Genomic DNA, 23,183 nt, shown 5'->3' with positions numbered 1-23,183 from the left:
TTAGATATTAAGATAGATTAATTTACCATTGCGACGGCGTATTGCAAACAACAATGCAAACTTTTGTTTACAATAACCTCACAAGAATAGTGTTCAATTAGCTTACTGTGGCAAGATAATCAGCAATACCATCCAGTAACATCTGTACCGATATCATCACCAATAACATTCCCATCAATCGCTCTACAGCGGCTAAGCCTTTCTCGCCGAGAATACGATTAAACCCTTCATAGAACATTAAAATAAAGGCACTTAGCCCCCATGCAATGAGTAACGCTGCAGACCATTCAAACATTTTGTCAGGGTCTTGATGGGCTAATAATAATAACGCTGCAAGGATTGAGGGCCCCGCTAATAACGGGATCGCCATTGGTACAATAAACGGTTCTTCACCTGCGGCTAGGCCCGTTAACCCACCTTCAGTCGGGAAGATCATCTTAATTGCGATCAAGAACAGAATAATACCACCGGCGATACTCACCGCTTCTTGTTTTAGACTTAAAAAACCAAGGATCCTTTCACCTAAGAATAAGAATAACAGCATCACAAACAGTGCAATTAATAATTCTCGTACCATGACAGCACGTCGACGTTTTTTATCTATGTGTTTTAAAATAGACAAAAATATCGGTAAATTACCTAACGGGTCCATGATCAAAAATAGCATCACCGCGGCCGAGATTATTTCCATTTGCATTAACTTTAACTCCCTAAATCATCCAATTAACCGAATGTAATTGCTAAGCTCAATATACCAGAGAGATTATAGATATAAAGCATTTAATTAGCAGATAATAACAAATAAGAACACGATTAAAACAGTGATAAAAGCTAACACTAAACAGGTATGTTTACGGGATTTAGCATGTTCAATTGGCAGCATTAAAGAAGAAGAGTAAACGAACTAGGCAGTAAGAATCATTATCCACTGCAACTCAAGTAAGCTGCAGTGAATTAGCAGTATTAAATCTAGCAGAAAAATATTAACCGAGCGCTTTAGCCAACAAAGCCTGTTGATCAGGTGTAAACGGTAATTTCAGTGCCGCGTCATGGCCTTTTTCAGACATTTTAGCCCAAGTCTTTTGCACAATAACAATCAGTTTTTCGGGTGTATGCTTTTCTGAAAACGCGGTAAAGTAATATTTTAAAAAGACTAAACAAATAACATCTTCTAGCGCTTGTACTTGTGAGTCACGTTTTAATTTTTCTTTACGCAACATACGACCAATTGCTTGTACTTCATCTTGAGCACAACCTACCTTTTCTGCAATTGCCATTGCTTCTTCGGCGTGTAAACGGCCTAATGATTGACGCCATTTATTGTAGCCTTCGCGCCCAAGTGGATGCTCACTACGAGGAATACTCCAACGTTTAATATGTTGTGCACGCGCGGCTATTTGTAATGCAGTCGATGCTTCAGGTATAAATTCAGCCAGGCACTCGCTCATGCGCACACCGTATAACCATTCTTTTGGTTGTGCTATTCCATCTACAATTTCACTGACTGGATCACACTGATTTATTTCATCAATTAATTGTATTGCTTGCTGTATCCGTTGCTCTGACATGACATCCTCGTTATTAGTATGGTTATAAAGTCCATACTAGCAAAGCACACAGAAAGTTACTGATAAACTCACAATAAATATAAGATTATTCTTGCTGATCGATCTGTGATGGTGCTTTAGGCTCTATATTTTCACCATAAAAATACCCCACAACAGCGCCAGCTAATTTGGATTTTGCCGATACAGACTCTGTTGTTACGTCCATATCATCATCAAAAGAAGAAGCGAAAAGATCATCCAGTGCGACAACGTGAGAATGCACATTTTCACCTTTTAATACGCCAGTTTCACCTGGTAGTTGTGCCGCTAGCACTTTAACTTCATCAAGTTCCTTTAACCGTAATAGATCAGCCAGCGCCGTTTTTATAATGTGGTTTATTTCGGCAAGTTGTTGACGATCGCCAACCTTGAGGGTCGGTTTAGCTAAGATAGCCTGTCGTAGTAACAAAACTTCAGCAATAATCGTTTCAGGCGGATTCGTCATATCAATCGATAATACGATACTTGAAAAATCATCAACTCGCGTTTCACCTTCTTGAGAAACATGACCGAGTACGATCACCTCATCATCATCTAGCGTCAACGCAGATGGATCTCCGGCTTGTTTTTTCTTGCTATCAGGATCATTTTTCTTCGGGTTATAATTAATAAGGTCTTTGTCTGTGGTGCTGTCATTTGTTGAAGCTGACGCACCATCGGGGGTGATCGCAGGCGTGATCTCGCGCTTTTCTGCATCCCGTTCCACTGCCGCTGTGGTTGGGTTTAACGCATTGGGAATACCCGTAGGAGGAGGAATAACTAATACCATATGCTAGCGCCCCCCTTAGTAATATCCATACGGCGCAGGTAACGAATCGTAGCGTGTGACTGTATGAACATATCTTTCCCTCATTATCATAAATAACGGCTCAACAGTACATCCAAAATAATAACATGAGTGGCTGCTATTTGAGTTTATAACGAATGATTGATAAATGCCTGCAGTTTATTCACAAAAAGAGTGGGTTCTGAAATAAAAGGCGCATGTGAAGACGCTTTAAATATAAGACTCGGTGATTGCGGTAAATAACGGTCCATCCACACCACTGTCGCTTGTGGTACCAGCGAATCTAAGCGCCCATAACAACGATAAAATGGCATTGTTAATGAAGCTAACTGCACGCGTAAGTCCACTGTCTCTAATAATCGTAAACCGTTACTTAATGCTTGTTCATGCGGCTGCGGACGTGCAGCTAATAAAGACTTTAACTGTTTAATGTCTTGTTTCGCCGTTTCACTGCCCATCGCTTGAATGGCTAAAAAACGATTAATAGTTTGTGATAGATTCTGTTTTAGCTGTTGTTGGAATTGCACTAATACATTTTCAGCAATACCAGCCCAAGCAGCTAATTCATTCACTTGTGATGTTGCCATAAATTTCGGTGAACTGGCAACTGTCACCAATGCAGAAACTCGTTGGGGATGCGCTAGCGCAAAATGAGTAGCACACAACCCACCCAACGACCAACCCAACAAAACGGCATTGTCAGGTACAACTTTAACTAATGCATCAGTAATATCAGCCAGCGACTGACTCGCAAGATAACTATCATGACTAAAGCCAAAACCAGGTAGATCAACTAAATGTAATCGATAGTGCGCAGATAGTAACGGAACAATAGATTGCCAACACGCACTATTTAATCCCCAACCATGTAATAACACTAAGTCTGGGCCGTCACCGACAATATCGACATGTAACTCTGTGTTGCCGCTTACACTTTTAATTTTTGTGGCTAAGACTTCTGACATATTTCTCTACACTTGACGAATTATTGAGCCATGAGGATATACTAATCAAACGAGTAGATATAGCCATGATCCGCAAACTCAGCATTATACTATTACAGCCTCGTTGTTACTTATGTGATATGCCCATCGATAATCTACAACCTTTTCTGTGTTTATTATGCCAACAGGAATTACCCTATTTACCGGTATCAAGCTGCTATCGTTGCGCGCTTCCACTCACTATAAATCAACAAGGTCAATGTCATGAGTGCAGACACCAAGAGCCACCTTGGCAACGATTAATTGCCTCGATGAACTACAGTTTGGAATGCCAATACTTAATTAAACAATATAAATTTTCGCAACAGCCACAACTACACTTACTGTTTTCCCAGCTAATAAGTCGTAGCGTCAGTAACAACGTCATCCAGCATAATTACAGTTTACCAGAGGCATTACTATCTATCCCTTTACATAAAAAGCGCCTCGCAAAACGAGGTTATAACCAAGCCCATCTACTTGCCCAAGATCTTGCAAAACAACTGCAAATACCGCTAATCGCAGAGAAAATATTTATTCGCACTAAAAATACCAAAGCACAAGCTAAGCAAACAGCGGCTGAGCGTAGCAACAATATGCACAATGCATTTCAAGTCACACAAGCTATTACAGTTAAGCATGTTGCAATTATTGATGATGTAGTAACAACAGGTGAAACAATGAAAACAGCTTGCCAGGCTTTATTTACAGCAGGGGTAGAACGTATCGATATATGGTGTATTGCCAGAACATTGGCGGATTAGTGGTTTCTAATCAGGAATAGCGTTACAATTAAAGACATAGTAAATTAGTCGGGTATGACAAAGAGGACATCATGATAACAATTACTGAAGCGGCACAAACTCATTTTGTAAAATTACTTAGCAACCAAAAAGACGGCACTAACATTCGTGTATTCGTCGTTAACCCAGGCACAGCAAATGCAGAGTGTGGCGTATCATATTGTCCACCTGAAGCAATTGAAAGTACTGATATTGTATTACCATTCAGTGGTTTTGATGCATTAATTGATGACATGAGCAAACCGTTCTTAACCGATGCTTATATCGATTTTGTTACGGACAAAATGGGTTCTCAATTAACACTTAAAGCGCCTAACGCAAAAATAAGAGCTGTTGCAGATGATGCTCCACTAACAGAGCGCGTTGACTATGTGATCCAAACTGAAGTTAACCCACAACTAGCAGGACATGGCGGTAACGTCGTATTAACTGAAATCACGGATGATGGCATTGCTATTTTACAGTTCGGTGGTGGTTGTAATGGTTGTAGCCAAGTAGATTTTACGTTGAAAGAAGGGATAGAAAAACAGTTACTAGAATTGTTCCCTGAAGAACTAACTGCTGTTAAAGATGCAACAGAACACCAAGCTGGTGAGCATTCTTACTACTAAGCTTTAATCAATTAAGCACAGCTAACATTAAACGATAGAATAAATAAAAAGTGACGGTCTTGACCGTCACTTTTTTAATTAAAACTGATTATTCGCCTTTTTTATCACGTGCTAATAATGCTAAAGCCGCTTCTTTTGGAAGCTTATTCTCATATAACACTTGATATATTTGCTCCGTAATTGGCATTTCCACGCCAAGACGCGCAGATAACAAATAAACTTCTTTGGTATTACGATAGCCTTCAACAACTTGACCAATCTCAACTTGTGCTTCATCAACGCCTTTACCTGCACCCAGTGCAAGACCAAAACGACGATTTCGACTTTGATTATCAGTACAGGTTAGTACCAAATCACCCAAGCAAGACATACCCATGAAGGTATTTTTTTCTGCACCTAATGCTTCACCAAGACGACATAACTCAGTCAAACCGCGAGTAATTAATGCAGTACGAGCATTCGCACCAAAACCAAGTCCATCAGATAAACCAGCGCCAATAGCAATCACGTTTTTAACCGCGCCGCCAAGTTGCACGCCAATAAAATCATTATTGGTATAAGTACGTAAACTACGGCCACAATGCAATAAGTGTGAGATATCATCAGCAAATTTAGGATCCGTTGACGAGATACTGATTGCAGTTGGTAAACCAGCAGCTAGCTCTTTCGCAAATGTAGGTCCAGAAAGTACAGCTAATGGATAACTACTGCCAAGAATATCTGTTGCAACATCTTGCAATAGACGTCCGGTTTCAGCTTCTAGTCCTTTTGTAGCCCAAGATATACGCGAGTCTTCACGTAAAAATGGTTTAATCTGCTTTAATACATCACCAAAAACATGGCTCGGTACCACAATCAGAATATCGCGACTTGCGGCCACAGCTTGTTCAAGGTCCGCATCCAATACCAAAGCATCAGGAAAAGCGATACCCGGTAAGTAAGTTTCATTACAGCGCGCTTTAGCAAGTTCGGCAACATGCAGTGGATTATGACCCCACAACACGGTTTTGTTACCATTACGTGCTAAGGACATCGCTAATGAAGTGCCGTAAGAACCAGCACCCAGAACGGTAATCAAAGCGGTATCAGTCGCCATCACTTAAGAGTCCAGTTTTTGCTCTGCAAGAGCAGGTTCTTCAGCTGCTTGTTGCGCTTGTTGAACATAAGATGCAAATAATGCATCAAAGTTAACTGGCGCAAGATTAAGCTGCGGGAAAGAACCACGGCTCACTAAGCTAGCAATTGTTTCACGTGCATATGGGAATAAGATATTTGGACAGAAAGCACCTAGACAATGTGCTAATTGACCTTCGCTTAATTCACCAACAGTAAAGATACCTGCTTGTTGAACTTCACATAAGAAAGCCACTGTGTCGCCATCTTTAGCTGTCACAGTAAGTGATAATACAACTTCAAATACACCTTCACCAAGCTTAGAGCTACGAGTATCTAGATCTAATTTAACTTCAGGTTTCCATTCTTGTTGAAAAATCGCAGGAGAGTTAGGGCATTCAAAAGATACGTCTTTGATGTAAACACGTTGGATATTAAATTCTTGTTGGCTTGCTGATTCTGACATAAGTAAATTCCAATATTTATAGATTCAAACTGAGTAATTAATTTTTTAGTGAGCTGATTAGTAACTGTTATTTCTTAACAGTCGGTAAGTTTGCGTCTTGCCAACTTGCCATACCACCAGATAAATTATAAACAGTCGTAAAGTCCATTTTCGCTAGGCGATTTGCAGCGCGACCTGAACTCATTCCTGTATCACACATAACGATGATTGGGGTGTTTTTGTATTTTTCAATCATTGATAGCTTATTTGCTTCAATATCAGCAACTGGAACGTTAATTGCGTTTAAAATATGTGACTTACGATAGTTTTCTGCAGCACGTACATCAACAACAATAGCATTTTCTTTATTCATTAAAGCGGTCGCTTCATGATTGTTTACCGACTTAACTTTAGACATGGCACTTGAGCCAAATGAATAAATAAGGAAACCAGCGATAGCGACCCAAGCGAGAGATAAGGCTGGATTATTCGAAGCAAATTCAATATATTCTTGCATGTGATTATGACTCTAAAATTTAATAATAAAGGATTATTCTCAACGGAGTATACATGTGACAAGGAATAAAAGCAGCTCAATAATAAATTCCTCACCACCGTTATGAAAAACTCAAAGATAAAGTTAATCACCAAATTTGCATAGTTAAGCTAATAACTCGAAATATGAAACAGATGGATATGTAGTTATATTACCGACATTTATAATTAAATATCTTCAATATTCTACCTGGATCATAAATAAGAGCCAATTTAGCTCCGTAAAGTGTAGTAATATTCCTATATTTAAACTTAATAACCGAGAGGTAAACTCATGTCTAAGGCTAAAAAAACAATTGCGCTTATCATCATGGATGGCTGGGGCCACCGCCTTGATCAAAAAGATAACGCAATTGCCAATGCAAAAACACCTATTTTAGATAAACTTTGGCAAGATTACCCAAGCATGCTGATTTCAAGTTCAGGCTTAGATGTGGGGCTACCTGATGGGCAAATGGGTAATTCAGAAGTTGGCCATGTCAATATTGGTGCTGGTCGTATCGTTTATCAAAATTTAACTAAAATCGATAAAGCAATCGGTGATGGCGAATTCTACCAAAATCCAGCACTTGTAAAAGCAGTTGATGCGGCGGTTGCGAATGATAAAGCCGTGCATATCCTAGGCCTAGCGTCTCCAGGTGGCGTACATAGTCACGACGATCAGATCTTGGCCATGATCGAACTTGCAGCAAAGCAAGGGGCAACAAAGGTTTATCTACACGCATTCTTAGACGGCCGTGATACACCACCACGTAGCGCACAAGGTACGCTAGAAAAATGTGATGCTAAATTTGCTGAAGTTGGCGTAGGTAGAACAGCCACATTAATCGGCCGCTATTTTGCGATGGACCGAGATAATCGTTGGGATCGTGTTGAAGAAGCCTATGAGCTATTTACGCAAGGTAAAAGCCAATATAAAGCAGATACGGCACTCTCTGGCCTTGAAGCCGCTTATGCACGTGATGAAAATGATGAGTTCGTGAAAGCGACAGTCATTGGCGAAGCTGCACCAATTTCCGATGGTGATGCAGTCATCTTTATGAATTTCCGTGCTGATCGTGCGCGCGAAATTACCCGTGCATTTGTCGATACAGACTTCACAGGCTTCAAACGCAGCGTAACACCGAAACTTGCTGACTTTGTTATGCTAACTGAATATGCAGCGACCATTGATACGAGCATCGCTTTCCCTTCTGATAAATTAGTTAATACCTTAGGTTCAATGCTTGAACAGCAAAATAAAACGCAATTACGTATTTCTGAAACAGAAAAATATGCCCACGTAACCTTCTTTTTTAATGGCGGCGTTGAAGACTCTTTTACAGGTGAAGATCGTGAATTAATCCCATCACCACCAGTAGCAACTTACGACTTACAACCTGAAATGAATTCAGAAATGCTCACTGACAAGCTAGTTGCGGCAATTGAGAGTGAAAAGTACGATGTGATCATTTGTAACTACCCGAACGGAGATATGGTTGGCCATACAGGTGTATTTGATGCGGCAGTAAAAGCGTGTGAAGCCGTTGACCAATCAATTGGTCGTGTAGTAGAGGCACTAGAAAAAGTCGGTGGTGAATGCTTAATAACAGCCGATCACGGTAATGCTGAAATGATGATCAACCCAGAAACGGGTGGCGTTCATACTGCACACACTAACTTACCTGTACCACTGATTTATTTTGGTCGTGATGCAGAGCCAGCAGAGACAGGTCGCCTATGTGATTTAGCCCCGACCATGTTGACTTTACTTGGTCAAGAAATACCAGCGGAAATGACTGGTAAGAACCTAATGAATCTGAAATAATCGTTTCCCTACGGGGAAAGGATTACGTTATGACATTTTTAAAAAACAGTATGGTCTATCGCGTTATAGGCCTGCTGATATTACTATCATCAAACGCTTATGCAGCCAATAATCAATCTGATCTTAATCAACTTCGTAGCCAGATCAAAGCCCAAGACGCATCAATTAAAAAACAAAACCGTTATTTAAACGATTTATCTACACAAACACAAAGTACCGACCGTGCCATTAGTAAAGTCGCCGCACAACTCAGTAATACCGAATCTTTAATCCGCGATATCGAAAAAGATCTCAGCGACCTAATCGCACAAGAAAAAGTACTATTAAAAAGTAAAAAGAAACAACAAAATATCCTTTCCGCACAAATTGAAACGGCCTATTTAAGTGGTAATAATGATTATTTGAAACTACTCCTTAACCAACAGAACAGTAAAGAGATAGAACGGTCATTAGTTTATTATCAACACCTTCACGCCGCTCGCGCTGCATCTATTGCTGAATTTAATGATACCTTAGCTAAAATTGAAAAAAATGAAGTAGAACAAGAAGAAATAAAACAGCAATTACTTGTAATCCAAACCTCACAGCAACAAAAATCCAAGCAATTAGCACAACAAAAATCAGAACAGAAGAAAAGTAATAGAAATATAGCTGACAGTATTAACAAGCAGAAAAAAACACGAACAGAGCTAGGGATAGCAGCACAAAAGTTAGAACAACAAATAGCGTTATTACGAAAACAGCAACAAATTGCGTTATTAAAAAAACAGCAAAGTGCGCAAATATCATTATCAGGATTGAAACGATATAAAGGCAAATTAGACTGGCCGATAAAAGGTAAAGTACTGCACAACTTTAACAGTAAGCGATTTAATAATGTCAGTTGGCGTGGATTGGTCATCAGCGCAAATGAAGGGAGTAAAGTAAAAGCAGTTAGCGCAGGTAAGGTCGTCTTTGCAGATTGGCTACGTGGATTCGGTATGGTAACGATTATTGATCACGGCCAGGGATATATGAGCCTGTATGGTCATAACCAAACATTACTCAAAGTAACCGGAGAGAAGGTACGCACGGGCGATGTCATCTCATTGGCTGGCCGTAGTGGTGGTCAGTTAGAGTCTGGGGTTTACTTCGAGATCCGCCACAAGGGTAAAGCCGTTAATCCACGCTCATGGCTAAAACGTTAACATTTTAGCTTGCTGTTTGTATTTCCAAATCAGTAATTAAGAACAAAGCCTCATCGCGATTTTCACCACATACATCATTACAGGCCTTAAATGTATCGCATAACGCAGGGCGTTTAGGGTCTGTAAAGATTAGACATAAATGATCAACCGACAGATTAACACATCGTACACCAGCAGGCTTACCATCAGGCATACCTGGAATATAGCTAGTGATACTTGGCGCTTCACAGCACGCCCCACAATTCATTCTGCATTGCATAAAACAAACCTTAAATAACGAATGATAATAGCGTAATATCAGCATGTATCTAAAAAAGGGAACAGCATGAGATTATCAGCATTTACAGTAACAGACTCAACTCCACAGTTACTTATTGATATAACAAAATTGTATCGACCATTTCAGCATGACGAAGCTGAGATTCAAAAAACTTTCGATCAACTGCTTCAAGATGACAGCCAAACTCTGTTTGTTGCTAAATTTAATGATCGCCACATTGGTGGTTTAATCATGCAACATGATACTACCACGTTATTCTTAAGCTGCATGGCAGTAAGAGATATAACTCAACAACGTGGTGTGGGTAAATACCTAGTACAACAAGCAATCAAGCATGCAAAATCTCTGCAATTAGAAACCGTAACTGTAATTAAAACAACACAGGTTACAGCTGAATTATCTGCTTTTTTAATTCATCAAGGTTTCACAGAGCAAGACGCTGCACTTAGCTTTAGCTGTTAATAATTTACAGGTATAAAAAAAGCCGATATCAATGATATCGGCTTTTTTCGTTCAAGACTGTGTCTTAAATCTAATTTAGCGTTTGGCGATGCCCTACTCTCACATGGGGAAGCCCCACACTACCATCGGCGTTATTACGTTTCACTACTGAGTTCGGAATGGGATCAGGTGGTACCGCAACACTATGGTCACCAAACAAATTTTTCGAGTCTTACGAATCATCTGCTCTTGTTTAAGACTACGTCTTAAACAATATTTATTCAAACCTAGTCTGAATAAATATTAATTGGCGCTTGGCGATGCCCTACTCTCACATGGGGAAGCCCCACACTACCATCGGCGTTATTACGTTTCACTACTGAGTTCGGAATGGGATCAGGTGGTACCGCAACACTATGGTCACCAAGCAAATCTGGTTTGCTTTCAAGTTGTATCTTTAAAATCTGAAAAGCTATAAATAAAGAAGTCTTTAAAACCTATCTTTCGATAAATAGTAGTGTTCAATCTATTCTTAAGTCGTATTTCAATTAATCATACTTTAATTTGTATGGTTAAGCCTCACGGGTAATTAGTACAAGTTAGCTCAATGCCTCACAGCACTTACACACCTTGCCTATCAACGTTGTAGTCTCCAACGGCCCTTCAGGGGACTTAAAGTCCCAGTGAGAACTCATCTCGAGGCCTGCTTCCCGCTTAGATGCTTTCAGCGGTTATCAGTTCCGAACTTAGCTACCGGGCAATGCTATTGGCATAACAACCCGAACACCAGTGGTTCGTCCACTCCGGTCCTCTCGTACTAGGAGCAGCTCCTCTCAATTCTCAAACGCCCACGGCAGATAGGGACCGAACTGTCTCACGACGTTCTAAACCCAGCTCGCGTACCACTTTAAATGGCGAACAGCCATACCCTTGGGACCAACTTCAGCCCCAGGATGTGATGAGCCGACATCGAGGTGCCAAACACCGCCGTCGATATGAACTCTTGGGCGGTATCAGCCTGTTATCCCCGGAGTACCTTTTATCCGTTGAGCGATGGCCCTTCCATTCAGAACCACCGGATCACTAAGACCTACTTTCGTACCTGCTCGACGTGTCTGTCTCGCAGTTAAGCTGGCTTATGCCTTTGCACTAACCACATGATGTCCAACCATGTTTAGCCAACCTTCGTGCTCCTCCGTTACTCTTTGGGAGGAGACCGCCCCAGTCAAACTACCCACCAGACACTGTCCGCAATCCCGATAAGGGACCTACGTTAGAACATCAAACGTACAAGGGTGGTATTTCAAGGTTGACTCCACATCATCTAGCGACAATGCTTCAACGTCTCCCACCTATCCTACACATGTAGGTTCAATGTTCAGTGCCAAGCTATAGTAAAGGTTCACGGGGTCTTTCCGTCTAGCCGCGGGTACACTGCATCTTAACAGCGATTTCAATTTCACTGAGTCTCGGGTGGAGACAGCGTGGCCATCATTACGCCATTCGTGCAGGTCGGAACTTACCCGACAAGGAATTTCGCTACCTTAGGACCGTTATAGTTACGGCCGCCGTTTACCGGGGCTTCGATCATGAGCTTCGACCTAAGTCTAACCCAATCAATTAACCTTCCGGCACCGGGCAGGCGTCACACCGTATACGTCATCTTTCGATTTTGCACAGTGCTGTGTTTTTAATAAACAGTTGCAGCCACCATTTCTCTGCGACCGACAATAGCTTACGGAGCAAGTCCTTCACCATCATCGGCGTACCTTCTCCCGAAGTTACGGTACCATTTTGCCTAGTTCCTTCACCCGAGTTCTCTCAAGCGCCTTAGTATTCTCTACCTAACCACCTGTGTCGGTTTGGGGTACGATTCTCTTATATCTGAAGCTTAGAGGTTTTTCCTGGAAGCCGGGTATCAACTACTTCATCTCCGTAGAGACTCGTCATCAGCTCTCAGCCTTAATGTGCGCCCGGATTTACCTAAGCACACAGCCTACAACCTTAAACATGGACAACCATCGCCATGCTAGCCTAACCTTCTCCGTCACCCCATCGCAATATAAGTGAGTACAGGAATATTAACCTGTTTCCCATCGACTACGCCTTTCGGCCTCGCCTTAGGGGTCGACTCACCCTGCCCCGATTAACGTTGGACAGGAACCCTTGGTCTTTCGGCGTGGAGGTTTTTCACCCCCATTATCGTTACTCATGTCAACATTCGCACTTCTGATACCTCCAGCAAGCTTCTCAACTCACCTTCGACGGCTTACAGAACGCTCCTCTACCATGCAAGAACAAGTCTTTGCATCCGTAGCTTCGGTGGTATGTTTAGCCCCGTTAAATCTTCCGCGCAGACCGACTCGACCAGTGAGCTATTACGCTTTCTTTAAAAGATGGCTGCTTCTAAGCCAACTTCCTGGCTGTCTGAGCCTTTCCACATCGTTTCCCACTTAACATACACTTTGGGACCTTAGCTGACGGTCTGGGTTGTTTCCCTTTCCACGACGGACGTTAGCACCCGCCGTGTGTCTCCCGCGATTGAACTTATTGGTATTCGGAGTTTGCAAAGGGTTGGTAAGTCGGGATGACCCCCTAGCCTTAACAGTGCTCTACCCCCAATAGTTAGACGCGAGGCGCTACCTAAATAGCTTTCGAGGAGAACCAGCTATCTCCCGGTTTGATTGGCCTTTCACCCCCAGCCACAAGTCATCCGCTAATTTTTCAACATTAGTCGGTTCGGTCCTCCAGTTGATGTTACTCAACCTTCAACCTGCCCATGGCTAGATCACCGGGTTTCGGGTCTAATCCCAGCAACTATTCGCGCAGTTAACACTCGGTTTCCCTACGGCTCCGCTATTCGCTTAACCTTGCTACTGAAATTAAGTCGTTGACCCATTATACAAAAGGTACGCAGTCACAGAACAAGTCTGCTCCCACTGCTTGTACGTATACGGTTTCAGGTTCTATTTCACTCCCCTCACAGGGGTTCTTTTCGCCTTTCCCTCACGGTACTGGTTCACTATCGGTCAGTCAGTAGTATTTAGCCTTGGAAGATGGTCCTCCCATATTCAAACAGCATATCACGTGTGCCGTCCTACTCGATTTCACAGTAAGGTCGTTTTCATGTACGGGACTATCACCCTGTATCGTGAAACTTTCCAGAATCTTCCACTAACTTCCAAACTGCTTAAGGGCTAGACCCCGTTCGCTCGCCGCTACTAAGGGTATCTCTATTGATTTCTTTTCCTCGGGGTACTTAGATGTTTCAGTTCTCCCGGTTCGCTTCGCAACGCTATGTATTCACGTTACGATACTCTACAAAGTAGAGTGGGTTCCCCCATTCGGAAATCTGTGGATTAACGCTTTTTATCAACTCCCCACAGCTTAACGCAGATTAACACGTCCTTCATCGCCTCTGACTGCCTAGGCATCCACCGTATACGCTTAGTCACTTAACCATACAATCTAAAGTCGACCGTACAATTGAAATAACTAGGTATTATCTAGTTTTTTTCGCCTCAAGAATACTCAAGAACACTATATTGTTATTGCCGAAGCAATAACGTGTTTTAAGAACTTCTTTATTTATTCAGCTTTCCAAATTTTTAAAGAGCAATTTGCTAAAAAGCAAAGATAAGCATTCGCTGCTTAGCTTTGATTTTTAATCAGAAAGAAAAAATACTCCATCTTCCTTACAGAAGAAAGATGGTATCCCGTACGAGATTTGAACTCGTGTTACCGCCGTGAAAGGGCGGTGTCCTAGGCCTCTAGACGAACGGGACACTATTTACTTTCTACGTTTGGATTTCATCCCAAACGTTGTCTTATTTTCATAAGACTGTCTTTAACGTTTCTATTCAAGCAATTTGTGTGGGCACTTACAAAAACTAACAACTTTACGTAAGGAGGTGATCCAGCCCCAGGTTCCCCTAGGGCTACCTTGTTACGACTTCACCCCAGTCATGAACCACACCGTGGTCATCGCCCTCCCGAAGGTTAAGCTAATGACTTCTGGTGCAGCCCACTCCCATGGTGTGACGGGCGGTGTGTACAAGGCCCGGGAACGTATTCACCGTGACATTCTGATTCACGATTACTAGCGATTCCGACTTCATGGGGTCGAGTTGCAGACCCCAATCCGGACTACGACGCACTTTATGGGATTCGCTTACCATTGCTGGTTTGCAGCCCTTTGTATGCGCCATTGTAGCACGTGTGTAGCCCTACTCGTAAGGGCCATGATGACTTGACGTCGTCCCCACCTTCCTCCGGTTTATCACCGGCAGTCTCCTTAGAGTTCCCACCATTACGTGCTGGCAAATAAGGATAAGGGTTGCGCTCGTTGCGGGACTTAACCCAACATTTCACAACACGAGCTGACGACAGCCATGCAGCACCTGTCTCATAGTTCCCGAAGGCACCAATCCATCTCTGGAAAGTTCTATGGATGTCAAGAGTAGGTAAGGTTCTTCGCGTTGCATCGAATTAAACCACATGCTCCACCGCTTGTGCGGGCCCCCGTCAATTCATTTGAGTTTTAACCTTGCGGCCGTACTCCCCAGGCGGTCTACTTAATGCGTTAGCTTAAGAGCCCAGTTCTCAAGGAACCAAACTCCGAGTAGACATCGTTTACGGCGTGGACTACCGGGGTATCTAATCCCGTTTGCTACCCACGCTTTCGCATCTGAGCGTCAGTTACTTGCCAGGTGGCCGCCTTCGCCACTGGTATTCCTTCAGATCTCTACGCATTTCACCGCTACACCTGAAATTCTACCACCCTCTCAAGAACTCTAGTTTGCCAGTTCGAAATGCAGTTCCCAGGTTGAGCCCGGGGCTTTCACATCTCGCTTAACAAACCGCCTGCATGCGCTTTACGCCCAGTAATTCCGATTAACGCTTGCACCCTCCGTATTACCGCGGCTGCTGGCACGGAGTTAGCCGGTGCTTCTTCTGCGAGTAACGTCACAGCAGTAGAGTATTAATCTACTGCCTTTCCTCCTCGCTGAAAGTACTTTACAACCCTAAGGCCTTCTTCATACACGCGGTATGGCTGCATCAGGGTTTCCCCCATTGTGCAATATTCCCCACTGCTGCCTCCCGTAGGAGTCTGGACCGTGTCTCAGTTCCAGTGTGGCTGATCATCCTCTCAGACCAGCTAGGGATCGTCGCCTTGGTGAGCTCTTACCTCACCAACAAGCTAATCCCACTTGGGCTCATCTAGTCGCGAGAGCTTTCAAGAAGAGGCCCCCTTTCACCCGTAGGTCGTATGCGGTATTAGCAGTCGTTTCCAACTGTTGTCCCCCTCGACTAGGCAGATTCCCAAGCATTACTCACCCGTCCGCCGCTCGACGCCAGAATAGCAAGCTATTCTTCGTTTCCGCTCGACTTGCATGTGTTAAGCCTACCGCCAGCGTTCAATCTGAGCCATGATCAAACTCTTCAATTAAAAGTTTTTTGACTAATCAACGATGTTGATTAAGTCGGCTCAATGAATTCTGTACTTCAACAACAAACCGAGGTTTGTTGTTTATAAAACCAAATCTTTCGATTTAATTTAATGTTCACAATTACATTGATATAATTTTTGGTCATTATATCTCTGCAAGTGCTCACACAGATTGCTTGAATAAATTGTTAAAGAGCATACTGAGCGGCTGTTGCCGTGTCAGTGAGGTCGCATTATAGAGATATGGATCACATTGGCAAGCGTTAATTACAATAAATATTAAAAAAACATAATGAGATTAAAAAGCGAACAATCTAGGCATATACCAGACAAAAACAAATGAAACTCGTTAATAAGCAGTTTAAATTCTGTCTATTACTACAACAAACTATTCAGTAGACATAAATAAGAGACATTTTTAAATTATCGGTATTAACGAATAAGAAGAAAGGTATTTTCAACATCAAAAAAAAATCTAGGAGGAATTAGGAATTAGGAATTAGGAATTAGGAATTAGGAATTAGGAATTAGGAATTAGGAATTAGGAATTAGGAATTATTCAAAGGATAATTAAGAGCAATAAAAAAGCCAGAGCGTGAGCTCTGGCTTCTAATACTATTCTTCGTCAGCAGCTTCAACAGCTGGACGATCTACTAGTTCGATGTAAGCCATAGGAGCTTTATCGCCAGTACGTAGACCACATTTTAAGATTCGAGTGTAACCGCCTGAACGGTTTTCGAAACGTGGGCCTAATTCTTTAAATAGTTTACCTACAACTTCATCGCTGCGGGTACGAGCAAATGCTAGACGACGGTTAGCTACGCTATCCGTTTTAGCAAGTGTAATTAGAGGCTCAACTACACGACGTAATTCTTTAGCTTTAGGCAGAGTCGTTTTAATGATCTCGTGGCTAACTAAAGAACATGCCATATTACGGAACATAGCCTGACGGTGGCTACTGTTACGATTTAGTTGACGACCACTCTTACGATGGCGCATGAACTTATCCTTCTTACAAAAATCTTTTGACTAGTGTTTACTATTCGTCCGCAATACTTGCAGGCGGCCAGTTTTCTAGGCGCATACCTAGAGAAAGACCACGTGAAGCTAGAACATCTTTAATTTCAGTTAAAGATTTCTTACCAAGGTTAGGCGTTTTAAGTAACTCAACCTCAGTACGCTGAACAAGATCACCAATATAGTGAATTGCTTCTGCTTTTAGGCAGTTAGCTGAACGAACAGTAAGTTCTAAATCATCAACAGGACGTAGCAGTATCGGATCGAACTCTGGTTTCTCTTCTTTCTGCTCTGGTTCCGTTACATCACGAAGATCAACGAAAGCATCAAGCTGTTCAGCCAGAATTGTAGCAGAACGACGAATAGCTTCTTCAGGATCTAATGTTCCATCAGTTTCCATATCGATTACTAACTTATCAAGGTTAGTACGTTGCTCAACACGAGCAGATTCAACATTGTAAGCAATACGGCTTACAGGGCTGAATGCAGCATCAACAAGCAAACGACCGATAGGGCGCTCTTCATCATCAGCGTGTACACGTGCAGAAGCAGGTACGTAACCACGACCTTTTGCAACACGAATACGCATACTGATATCTGCTTGACCGGTTAAATTACAAATCACGTGTTCTGGATTAATAATCTCAACATCACCATCATGAGTGATGTCACCTGCCAATACAGGACCTGTACCTGACTTAGTTAAAGTTAGTAACGCTTCGTCTTTGCCTTCAAGTTTGATTGCAAGACCTTTCAAGTTAAGAAGAATTTCAAGAACATCTTCTTGAACGCCTTCTTTACTGCTGTACTCGTGGAGTACGCCGTCGATCTCAACTTCTGTTACAGCACAACCTGGCATAGAAGAAAGTAGAATACGACGTAAAGCATTACCTAGAGTGTGACCAAAGCCACGCTCTAACGGTTCAAGTGTTACCTTGGCACGTGTTGAGCTAATTTGCTCAATATCAACAAGTCTTGGTCTTAGAAATTCTGTTACAGAACCCTGCATGTATGTCCTCTCTTATGAAGTTAACCTTACTTAGAGTAAAGTTCAACAATAAGCTGTTCGTTGATGTCTGCAGACAGATCAGAACGCTCAGGAACACGTTTGAAAACGCCTTCAAGTGTCTTACTGTCAACTTCAACCCAAGATGCTTTCTCGCGCTGCTCTGAAATTTCAAGAGCTGAAGCGATACGAGCTTGCTTCTTAGCCTTCTCGCGAATGCTAACTGTATCGTTAACTTTCACTTTGTAAGAAGGGATATTTACAACTTTACCGTTTACAACGATTGCTTTGTGGCTTACTAACTGGCGCGATTCCGCACGAGTTGAACCAAAGCCCATACGATAAACAACGTTATCTAGACGGCCTTCTAATAAAGCAAGTAGGTTTTCACCAGTGTTGCCTTTTAGACGAGCAGCTTCTTTATATAAGTTACGGAATTGCTTTTCAAGTACACCGTACATACGACGAACTTTTTGCTTTTCACGTAGTTGTAAACCGTAGTCAGATAGACGAGGTTTACGAGCACCATGTACACCAGGTGCGTTATCAATTTTACACTTAGATTCAATCGCGCGTACGCCACTTTTCAAGAAAAGATCTGTACCTTCACGACGACTAAGCTTGAGCTTTGGGCCCAAATATCTAGCCATGTTCTTTCTCCAATATTCCTAAAAACGTTATACGCGACGCTTTTTAGGTGGACGACAACCATTGTGAGGGATTGGTGTAACATCAGTGATGTTAGTAATTTTATAACCAATCGCATTCAATGCACGAATAGAAGATTCACGACCAGGACCAGGGCCCTTAACCATAACTTCTAAATTTTTAAGACCGTACTCTTTAGCCATTTCACCAGCACGCTCAGCAGCAACCTGCGCAGCGAATGGAGTTGACTTACGAGAACCACGGAAGCCTGAGCCGCCTGCAGTTGCCCAAGATAAAGCATTACCTTGGCGATCTGTGATTGTCACAATAGTGTTATTGAAAGAAGCATGAACGTGTGCAATACCGTCAGCAACTTGCTTTTTAACGCGCTTACGAGCGCGAGTTGGAGTTTTAGCCATTACTCGTCAGCTCCTATTTCTTGATAGCTTTACGCGGACCTTTACGGGTGCGCGCATTTGTTTTAGTGCGTTGACCACGTAGAGGTAAGCTGCGACGGTGACGAATACCACGGTAACAACCGAGGTCCATCAGACGCTTGATATTCATACTTACTTCACGACGTAGGTCACCTTCTACAGTGTATTTACCTACTTCTTCGCGAAGAAGTTCTAGTTGAGCTTCTTCTAGCTCTCTGATCTTAGCTGTTTCAGCGATACCAGTTGCAGCACAGATTGCTTTCGCACGTGTTGCACCAATACCGAAAACACCAGTCAGGGCAATGACTGTATGCTTTTGATCAGGAATGTTAATGCCGGCTATACGGGCCACTATACCACTCCAATTAAGGGTTTAAAAAAATTTTGCACTCTTCGAAAAGCCCGTAAGGATACTCAGAAGAGAGATGTATTGCAATAGAAACTTGGGAATAGATTAATAAATCTAGCCCAAGTTTCTATTATTGTCTAACCTTGGCGTTGTTTATGCTTTGGTTCAACACAGATTACGCGTACTACGCCGTGACGTTTAATCACTTTGCAATTACGACAAATCTTTTTAACAGATGCACGAACTTTCATTTCTTACTCCGTAACTGTTATAGGACATGCTCAAACTAATTTAGCGACCGTAGCCTTTTAAATTAGCTTTTTTAAGAACATCACCATATTGATGAGACATCATATGGGTTTGAACTTGAGCCATAAAGTCCATGATTACCACAACCATAATAAGTAATGACGTACCACCGAAGTAGAACTGCACACCCATAGCTTGTGTCATGAACAATGGTACTAAACAAATAAATGTAATATACAAAGAACCCGCTAGAGTTAATCGTGACATTACTTTGTCTATATACCTTGAAGTTTGTTCGCCTGGTCTAATACCTGGGATGAACGCCCCGCTCTTCTTCAAGTTATCTGCCGTTTCACGTGGGTTAAATACCAACGCTGTATAGAAGAAACAGAAGAAGATAATTGCTGCTGCATAAAGCATTACATACAAAGGTTGTCCTGGCTGTAGAGCCAAGGAAATGTCAGTAAGGAAAGATAAACTTTCATTCTGACCGAACCATTGTGCAAGCGTTCCAGGAAACAAAATTATACTCGAAGCAAAAATAGCTGGAATAACACCGGCCATATTTAGCTTTAACGGTAAATGCGTGCTTTGAGCTGCAAAAACACGTCGTCCTTGTTGGCGTTTTGCGTAGTTTACCACAATTCTACGCTGACCGCGCTCTACAAATACAACAAAGTATGTAACAGCAAAAACAACACCAGCTAACACTAACAATAACAGGCCGTGAAGGTTACCATCGATAACCTGCTCAACCGTTTGTCCGATAGCTGGCGGCATACCAGCAACAATACCTGCAAAAATTAATATTGAGATACCATTACCAATACCGCGTTCGGTAATTTGTTCACCTAACCACATTAAGAACATAGTACCAGTTACTAAACTAACTACAGCAGTAAAGTAAAAACTTAACCCTGGATTATGGACAAGTCCATCAACCATGTTAGGTAAGCCTTTTGCAATACCAATAGCCTGGAAAGTACCTAAGAACAATGTTCCGTAACGGGTATACTGGCTAATTTTACGTCGTCCTGCATCACCGTCTTTTTTCAATTCGGCAAGTGTAGGATTAACAACAGTTAATAACTGTATGATAATAGAGGCCGAAATATACGGCATAATACCCAACGCAAAAATAGACGCACGCTCAAGCGCACCACCAGAGAACATGTTAAACATTTCTAAGATGGTACCCTTTTGCGAGTCAAAAAGCGTAGCAAGTACAGAGGCATCAATACCAGGGATCGGAACAAAAGATCCTGCGCGAAATACAATAATTGCACCTAACACGAACCATAAACGACTTTTCAATTCTGATAAGCCACCTTGAGATTTATTCGTTTCCAATCCTGGTTTTTTAGCCATTTGTACTATCCTTCGATTTGACCGCCTGCAGCAACAATCGCTTCAACAGCACCTTTCGTAGCTTTAATGCCACGAATAGTAACTGGTCGAGTGATTTCACCAGATAAAACAACTTTAACAAACTGGATGTTTTTAGTAACAAGACCAGCTGCTTTAAGTGTGTTTAAATCAACAACATCACCTTCAACTTTAGCGATTTCATTTAAACGTACTTCAGCTGTTACTAGCTGCTTACGTGAAGTGAAACCGAATTTAGGTAGACGTTGTTTCAAAGGCATTTGACCGCCTTCAAAACCAGGTCGAATACCGCCGCCTGAGCGCGATTTTTGACCTTTGTGACCACGACCACAAGTTTTGCCTAGACCAGAACCGATACCGCGGCCTACACGTTTAGCGCTTGGCTTAGAACCAGCTGCTGGAGATAGAGTATTTAAAAACATTACGCTTCCTCCACTTTAATCATGTAAGCTACTTTATTAATCATACCACGTACACATGCTGTATCTTCCAATTCAACAGTGTGGTTGATTTTACGAAGGCCTAAACCAACAAGTGTCGCACGGTGTTTAGGTAAACGACCGATTGCACTTTTAGTTTGAGTTACTTTAATTTTAGCCATGGTTTATTACCCCAGAATTTCTTTAACAGGTAGACCACGTTTAGCAGCGATTTGTTCTGGTGATGACATACCAGTAAGCGCGCCAATTGTAGCTCGTACAACGTTAATTGGGTTAGTAGAACCGTAACATTTAGAAAGTACGTCATGGATGCCTACAACTTCTAGTACTGCACGCATTGCACCGCCGGCAATGATACCTGTACCAGCTGATGCTGGACGCATGAATACTTTAGAACCAGAATGACGACCCTTAATTGGATGTTGAAGAGTCACACCATTTAGTTCAATGCTTACGATATTGCGTTTCGCTTTTTCCATTGCTTTTTGAATAGCAGCTGGTACTTCACGTGCTTTACCATAACCAAAACCAACGCGACCGTTACCGTCACCCACTACTGTAAGAGCAGTGAAACTGAAGATACGACCACCTTTAACAACTTTTGAAACACGGTTAACTGCAATTAATTTCTCTTGCAGATCACCTGTTTGGTTTTCAACTTTAGACATTTCCTACTCCTGCCTTAGAACTGAAGGCCAGCTTCACGAGCGGCATCAGCTAGTGCTGCAACACGACCGTGATATTGGAAACCTGAACGATCGAAAGCAATTTTAGTAACGCCTTTTTCGATAGCTCGCTCAGCAACCAATTTACCGATTACTTTAGCTGCTTCAACGTTACCACCATAGCTGATCATTTCACGAACTGCTTTTTCTGTTGTTGTAGCAGAAACCAATACTTCCGCATTCGGTGTAATAACCTGTGCATAAGTATGGCTTGGAGTGCGGTTAATCACTAAACGTGTAGCACCCAATTCTTGCATTTTCTTACGTGCGCGAGTTGCGCGACGAAGACGTGCAGATTTCTTATCCATAGTATTACCCTACTTTTTCTTGGCTTCTTTACGACGCACAACTTCATCAGAATAACGAACACCTTTACCTTTATAAGGTTCAGGCGGACGGAATGCACGAATGTTAGCTGCAACTTGACCAACAGATTGTTTGTCAGCGCCAGTAATAACAATTTCAGTTTGGCTTGGGCAAACTGCAGTAACACCTTCAGGAAGGTTATATACTACAGGATGTGAGAAACCTAACGTTAGGTTCACATCAGAACCTTTAACGTTTGCACGGTAACCAACACCATTTAGTTGAAGAGTTTTAGTAAAACCTTCAGCTACACCTTTAACCATGTTGTTAACGTTAGCACGAGCTGTACCAGCTTGAGCCCAAGCATCTTTTACGCCTTCAACAGGACCAAAAGAAACTTTTTCATCAGCGATTGTAAGAACAACAGATGAATTAACAACAGCAGTTAAAGTGCCTTTAGCGCCTTTAACAGTGATTTCCTGACCATTTAGAGAGATCTCTACGCCTGCAGGGATGGCAACGGGTGCTTTAGCAACACGAGACATATATAAC

Annotated in this window: 25 protein-coding genes, 1 tRNA gene and 4 rRNA genes; 5 read left to right on the top strand and 25 right to left on the bottom strand. The window is 42.2% G+C overall.

What is annotated here, in order from left to right; all coding sequences use genetic code 11:
- Positions 1–97 precede the first annotated feature (97 nt).
- The 4 genes from HWV03_RS00890 to bioH form a co-directional block, all read right to left on the bottom strand.
- A complete protein-coding gene (locus HWV03_RS00890) occupies positions 98–691 on the bottom strand; it encodes a YhgN family NAAT transporter (RefSeq protein WP_211675592.1) in 594 nt (197 codons plus the stop codon).
- A 292-nt stretch (positions 692–983) separates the two neighbouring features.
- A complete protein-coding gene (locus tag HWV03_RS00885; protein WP_211678087.1) occupies positions 984–1,568 on the bottom strand; it encodes a DUF4202 domain-containing protein in 585 nt (194 codons plus the stop codon).
- Positions 1,569–1,653: 85 nt separating this feature from the next.
- Entirely contained in the window at positions 1,654–2,376 is a 723-nt protein-coding gene (locus HWV03_RS00880; RefSeq protein WP_211678086.1) for a hypothetical protein, read from the bottom strand.
- Positions 2,377–2,522: 146 nt separating this feature from the next.
- A complete protein-coding gene (gene bioH / locus HWV03_RS00875) occupies positions 2,523–3,359 on the bottom strand; it encodes a pimeloyl-ACP methyl ester esterase BioH (RefSeq protein WP_211678085.1) in 837 nt (278 codons plus the stop codon).
- Between the two features lie 65 nt (positions 3,360–3,424).
- On the opposite strand from bioH, the gene HWV03_RS00870 reads away from it, so the two are divergent.
- Together HWV03_RS00870 and nfuA are read left to right on the top strand one after the other, a co-directional pair.
- Positions 3,425–4,141, top strand: a complete 717-nt coding sequence (locus HWV03_RS00870) for a ComF family protein (protein WP_211678084.1) — start codon at positions 3,425–3,427, stop codon at positions 4,139–4,141.
- Positions 4,142–4,212: 71 nt separating this feature from the next.
- Positions 4,213–4,791, top strand: a complete 579-nt coding sequence (nfuA, locus tag HWV03_RS00865) for a Fe-S biogenesis protein NfuA (protein ID WP_211673657.1) — start codon at positions 4,213–4,215, stop codon at positions 4,789–4,791.
- Positions 4,792–4,879: 88 nt separating this feature from the next.
- On the opposite strand, the gene gpsA is transcribed toward nfuA, so the two are convergent.
- From gpsA to HWV03_RS00850, 3 genes are all read right to left on the bottom strand, one after another.
- A complete protein-coding gene (gpsA, locus tag HWV03_RS00860; protein WP_211678083.1) occupies positions 4,880–5,887 on the bottom strand; it encodes an NAD(P)H-dependent glycerol-3-phosphate dehydrogenase in 1,008 nt (335 codons plus the stop codon).
- A 3-nt stretch (positions 5,888–5,890) separates the two neighbouring features.
- Positions 5,891–6,370 (bottom strand): protein-export chaperone SecB, encoded by a 480-nt coding sequence (secB, locus tag HWV03_RS00855; RefSeq protein WP_211678082.1) that lies wholly within the window; start codon positions 6,368–6,370, stop codon positions 5,891–5,893.
- A 67-nt stretch (positions 6,371–6,437) separates the two neighbouring features.
- Positions 6,438–6,866, bottom strand: coding sequence for a rhodanese-like domain-containing protein (locus HWV03_RS00850; protein ID WP_211678081.1), 429 nt, complete (start codon positions 6,864–6,866; stop codon positions 6,438–6,440).
- 312 nt (positions 6,867–7,178) lie between these two features.
- On the opposite strand from HWV03_RS00850, the gene gpmM reads away from it, so the two are divergent.
- Positions 7,179–8,711 (top strand): 2,3-bisphosphoglycerate-independent phosphoglycerate mutase, encoded by a 1,533-nt coding sequence (gene gpmM / locus HWV03_RS00845; protein ID WP_211678080.1) that lies wholly within the window; start codon positions 7,179–7,181, stop codon positions 8,709–8,711.
- Positions 8,712–8,740: 29 nt separating this feature from the next.
- Complete coding sequence (locus tag HWV03_RS00840) at positions 8,741–9,898, top strand: murein hydrolase activator EnvC family protein (protein WP_211678079.1); 1,158 nt, start codon at positions 8,741–8,743, stop codon at positions 9,896–9,898.
- Positions 9,899–9,902: 4 nt separating this feature from the next.
- On the opposite strand, the gene HWV03_RS00835 is transcribed toward HWV03_RS00840, so the two are convergent.
- Positions 9,903–10,157, bottom strand: coding sequence for a YkgJ family cysteine cluster protein (locus HWV03_RS00835; RefSeq protein WP_045112200.1), 255 nt, complete (start codon positions 10,155–10,157; stop codon positions 9,903–9,905).
- A 66-nt stretch (positions 10,158–10,223) separates the two neighbouring features.
- On the opposite strand from HWV03_RS00835, the gene HWV03_RS00830 reads away from it, so the two are divergent.
- The gene (locus tag HWV03_RS00830; RefSeq protein WP_211678078.1) at positions 10,224–10,640 is read left to right on the top strand and encodes an acetyl-CoA sensor PanZ family protein; all 417 of its coding nucleotides are present in this window, start codon (positions 10,224–10,226) and stop codon (positions 10,638–10,640) included.
- Positions 10,641–10,720: 80 nt separating this feature from the next.
- Here HWV03_RS00830 and rrf (HWV03_RS00825) read toward each other — a convergent pair.
- From rrf (HWV03_RS00825) to rplF, 17 genes are all read right to left on the bottom strand, one after another.
- Positions 10,721–10,836 (bottom strand): 5S ribosomal RNA (rrf, locus tag HWV03_RS00825).
- 95 nt (positions 10,837–10,931) lie between these two features.
- Positions 10,932–11,047, bottom strand: a 5S ribosomal RNA gene (rrf, locus tag HWV03_RS00820).
- 140 nt (positions 11,048–11,187) lie between these two features.
- Positions 11,188–14,080, bottom strand: a 23S ribosomal RNA gene (locus tag HWV03_RS00815).
- Positions 14,081–14,328: 248 nt separating this feature from the next.
- Positions 14,329–14,404, bottom strand: a tRNA-Glu gene (locus HWV03_RS00810).
- Between the two features lie 119 nt (positions 14,405–14,523).
- A 16S ribosomal RNA gene (locus HWV03_RS00805) occupies positions 14,524–16,068 on the bottom strand.
- Together the 16S, 23S and 5S rRNA genes with 1 tRNA gene alongside form the textbook arrangement of a ribosomal RNA operon.
- 615 nt (positions 16,069–16,683) lie before the next feature.
- Positions 16,684–17,067, bottom strand: a complete 384-nt coding sequence (rplQ, locus tag HWV03_RS00800) for a 50S ribosomal protein L17 (protein ID WP_019442281.1) — start codon at positions 17,065–17,067, stop codon at positions 16,684–16,686.
- Positions 17,068–17,107: 40 nt separating this feature from the next.
- Positions 17,108–18,094 carry a DNA-directed RNA polymerase subunit alpha gene (locus HWV03_RS00795; RefSeq protein WP_045112202.1) on the bottom strand — a complete coding sequence of 329 codons (987 nt, stop codon included), beginning with the start codon at positions 18,092–18,094 and terminating at the stop codon, positions 17,108–17,110.
- A 26-nt stretch (positions 18,095–18,120) separates the two neighbouring features.
- Positions 18,121–18,741 (bottom strand): 30S ribosomal protein S4, encoded by a 621-nt coding sequence (rpsD, locus tag HWV03_RS00790; RefSeq protein ID WP_045112203.1) that lies wholly within the window; start codon positions 18,739–18,741, stop codon positions 18,121–18,123.
- A gap of 27 nt (positions 18,742–18,768) precedes the next feature.
- Positions 18,769–19,158: a 30S ribosomal protein S11 gene (rpsK, locus tag HWV03_RS00785; RefSeq protein ID WP_017223604.1), complete on the bottom strand. Its 390-nt coding sequence runs from the start codon at positions 19,156–19,158 to the stop codon at positions 18,769–18,771.
- Positions 19,159–19,171: 13 nt separating this feature from the next.
- Complete coding sequence (gene rpsM / locus HWV03_RS00780; RefSeq protein WP_045112204.1) at positions 19,172–19,528, bottom strand: 30S ribosomal protein S13; 357 nt, start codon at positions 19,526–19,528, stop codon at positions 19,172–19,174.
- Between the two features lie 134 nt (positions 19,529–19,662).
- A complete protein-coding gene (gene rpmJ / locus HWV03_RS00775; RefSeq protein WP_011770886.1) occupies positions 19,663–19,776 on the bottom strand; it encodes a 50S ribosomal protein L36 in 114 nt (37 codons plus the stop codon).
- A gap of 40 nt (positions 19,777–19,816) precedes the next feature.
- The gene (secY, locus tag HWV03_RS00770; protein ID WP_211673648.1) at positions 19,817–21,142 is read right to left on the bottom strand and encodes a preprotein translocase subunit SecY; all 1,326 of its coding nucleotides are present in this window, start codon (positions 21,140–21,142) and stop codon (positions 19,817–19,819) included.
- 5 nt (positions 21,143–21,147) lie between these two features.
- Complete coding sequence (gene rplO / locus HWV03_RS00765) at positions 21,148–21,582, bottom strand: 50S ribosomal protein L15 (RefSeq protein ID WP_045112207.1); 435 nt, start codon at positions 21,580–21,582, stop codon at positions 21,148–21,150.
- A complete protein-coding gene (rpmD, locus tag HWV03_RS00760) occupies positions 21,582–21,761 on the bottom strand; it encodes a 50S ribosomal protein L30 (protein WP_045112208.1) in 180 nt (59 codons plus the stop codon). The genes rplO and rpmD overlap by 1 nt, the downstream gene beginning before the upstream one ends.
- A gap of 6 nt (positions 21,762–21,767) precedes the next feature.
- On the bottom strand, positions 21,768–22,268 hold the full coding sequence (gene rpsE, locus HWV03_RS00755) for a 30S ribosomal protein S5 (protein ID WP_067046255.1): 501 nt from the start codon (positions 22,266–22,268) through the stop codon (positions 21,768–21,770).
- A 14-nt stretch (positions 22,269–22,282) separates the two neighbouring features.
- Positions 22,283–22,633 (bottom strand): 50S ribosomal protein L18, encoded by a 351-nt coding sequence (gene rplR, locus HWV03_RS00750; RefSeq protein WP_019442274.1) that lies wholly within the window; start codon positions 22,631–22,633, stop codon positions 22,283–22,285.
- Between the two features lie 9 nt (positions 22,634–22,642).
- Positions 22,643–23,176 carry a 50S ribosomal protein L6 gene (gene rplF / locus HWV03_RS00745; RefSeq protein WP_211678077.1) on the bottom strand — a complete coding sequence of 178 codons (534 nt, stop codon included), beginning with the start codon at positions 23,174–23,176 and terminating at the stop codon, positions 22,643–22,645.
- Positions 23,177–23,183: the final 7 nt, after the last annotated feature.

Origin of the sequence: Moritella sp. 36, assembly GCF_018219415.1 — a bacterium.
Taxonomy (GTDB): Bacteria; Pseudomonadota; Gammaproteobacteria; order Enterobacterales; family Moritellaceae; genus Moritella.
This window is presented reverse-complemented; position numbering and strand designations above follow the sequence as displayed.

What these genes read in the sequence shown, in the direction of transcription:
- HWV03_RS00890 (WP_211675592.1), bottom strand. Translation starts at nt 691, where the DNA reads ATGGAAATAATCTCGGCCGCGGTGATGCTATTTTTGATCATGGACCCG.
- HWV03_RS00885 (WP_211678087.1), bottom strand. Translation starts at nt 1,568, where the DNA reads ATGTCAGAGCAACGGATACAGCAAGCAATACAATTAATTGATGAAATA.
- HWV03_RS00880 (WP_211678086.1), bottom strand. Translation starts at nt 2,376, where the DNA reads ATGGTATTAGTTATTCCTCCTCCTACGGGTATTCCCAATGCGTTAAAC.
- bioH (WP_211678085.1), bottom strand. Translation starts at nt 3,359, where the DNA reads ATGTCAGAAGTCTTAGCCACAAAAATTAAAAGTGTAAGCGGCAACACA.
- HWV03_RS00870 (WP_211678084.1), top strand. Translation starts at nt 3,425, where the DNA reads ATGATCCGCAAACTCAGCATTATACTATTACAGCCTCGTTGTTACTTA.
- nfuA (WP_211673657.1), top strand. Translation starts at nt 4,213, where the DNA reads ATGATAACAATTACTGAAGCGGCACAAACTCATTTTGTAAAATTACTT.
- gpsA (WP_211678083.1), bottom strand. Translation starts at nt 5,887, where the DNA reads ATGGCGACTGATACCGCTTTGATTACCGTTCTGGGTGCTGGTTCTTAC.
- secB (WP_211678082.1), bottom strand. Translation starts at nt 6,370, where the DNA reads ATGTCAGAATCAGCAAGCCAACAAGAATTTAATATCCAACGTGTTTAC.
- HWV03_RS00850 (WP_211678081.1), bottom strand. Translation starts at nt 6,866, where the DNA reads ATGCAAGAATATATTGAATTTGCTTCGAATAATCCAGCCTTATCTCTC.
- gpmM (WP_211678080.1), top strand. Translation starts at nt 7,179, where the DNA reads ATGTCTAAGGCTAAAAAAACAATTGCGCTTATCATCATGGATGGCTGG.
- HWV03_RS00840 (WP_211678079.1), top strand. Translation starts at nt 8,741, where the DNA reads ATGACATTTTTAAAAAACAGTATGGTCTATCGCGTTATAGGCCTGCTG.
- HWV03_RS00835 (WP_045112200.1), bottom strand. Translation starts at nt 10,157, where the DNA reads ATGCAATGCAGAATGAATTGTGGGGCGTGCTGTGAAGCGCCAAGTATC.
- HWV03_RS00830 (WP_211678078.1), top strand. Translation starts at nt 10,224, where the DNA reads ATGAGATTATCAGCATTTACAGTAACAGACTCAACTCCACAGTTACTT.
- rplQ (WP_019442281.1), bottom strand. Translation starts at nt 17,067, where the DNA reads ATGCGCCATCGTAAGAGTGGTCGTCAACTAAATCGTAACAGTAGCCAC.
- HWV03_RS00795 (WP_045112202.1), bottom strand. Translation starts at nt 18,094, where the DNA reads ATGCAGGGTTCTGTAACAGAATTTCTAAGACCAAGACTTGTTGATATT.
- rpsD (WP_045112203.1), bottom strand. Translation starts at nt 18,741, where the DNA reads ATGGCTAGATATTTGGGCCCAAAGCTCAAGCTTAGTCGTCGTGAAGGT.
- rpsK (WP_017223604.1), bottom strand. Translation starts at nt 19,158, where the DNA reads ATGGCTAAAACTCCAACTCGCGCTCGTAAGCGCGTTAAAAAGCAAGTT.
- rpmJ (WP_011770886.1), bottom strand. Translation starts at nt 19,776, where the DNA reads ATGAAAGTTCGTGCATCTGTTAAAAAGATTTGTCGTAATTGCAAAGTG.
- secY (WP_211673648.1), bottom strand. Translation starts at nt 21,142, where the DNA reads ATGGCTAAAAAACCAGGATTGGAAACGAATAAATCTCAAGGTGGCTTA.
- rplO (WP_045112207.1), bottom strand. Translation starts at nt 21,582, where the DNA reads ATGTTTTTAAATACTCTATCTCCAGCAGCTGGTTCTAAGCCAAGCGCT.
- rpmD (WP_045112208.1), bottom strand. Translation starts at nt 21,761, where the DNA reads ATGGCTAAAATTAAAGTAACTCAAACTAAAAGTGCAATCGGTCGTTTA.
- rpsE (WP_067046255.1), bottom strand. Translation starts at nt 22,268, where the DNA reads ATGTCTAAAGTTGAAAACCAAACAGGTGATCTGCAAGAGAAATTAATT.
- rplR (WP_019442274.1), bottom strand. Translation starts at nt 22,633, where the DNA reads ATGGATAAGAAATCTGCACGTCTTCGTCGCGCAACTCGCGCACGTAAG.
- rplF (WP_211678077.1), bottom strand. Translation starts at nt 23,176, where the DNA reads ATGTCTCGTGTTGCTAAAGCACCCGTTGCCATCCCTGCAGGCGTAGAG.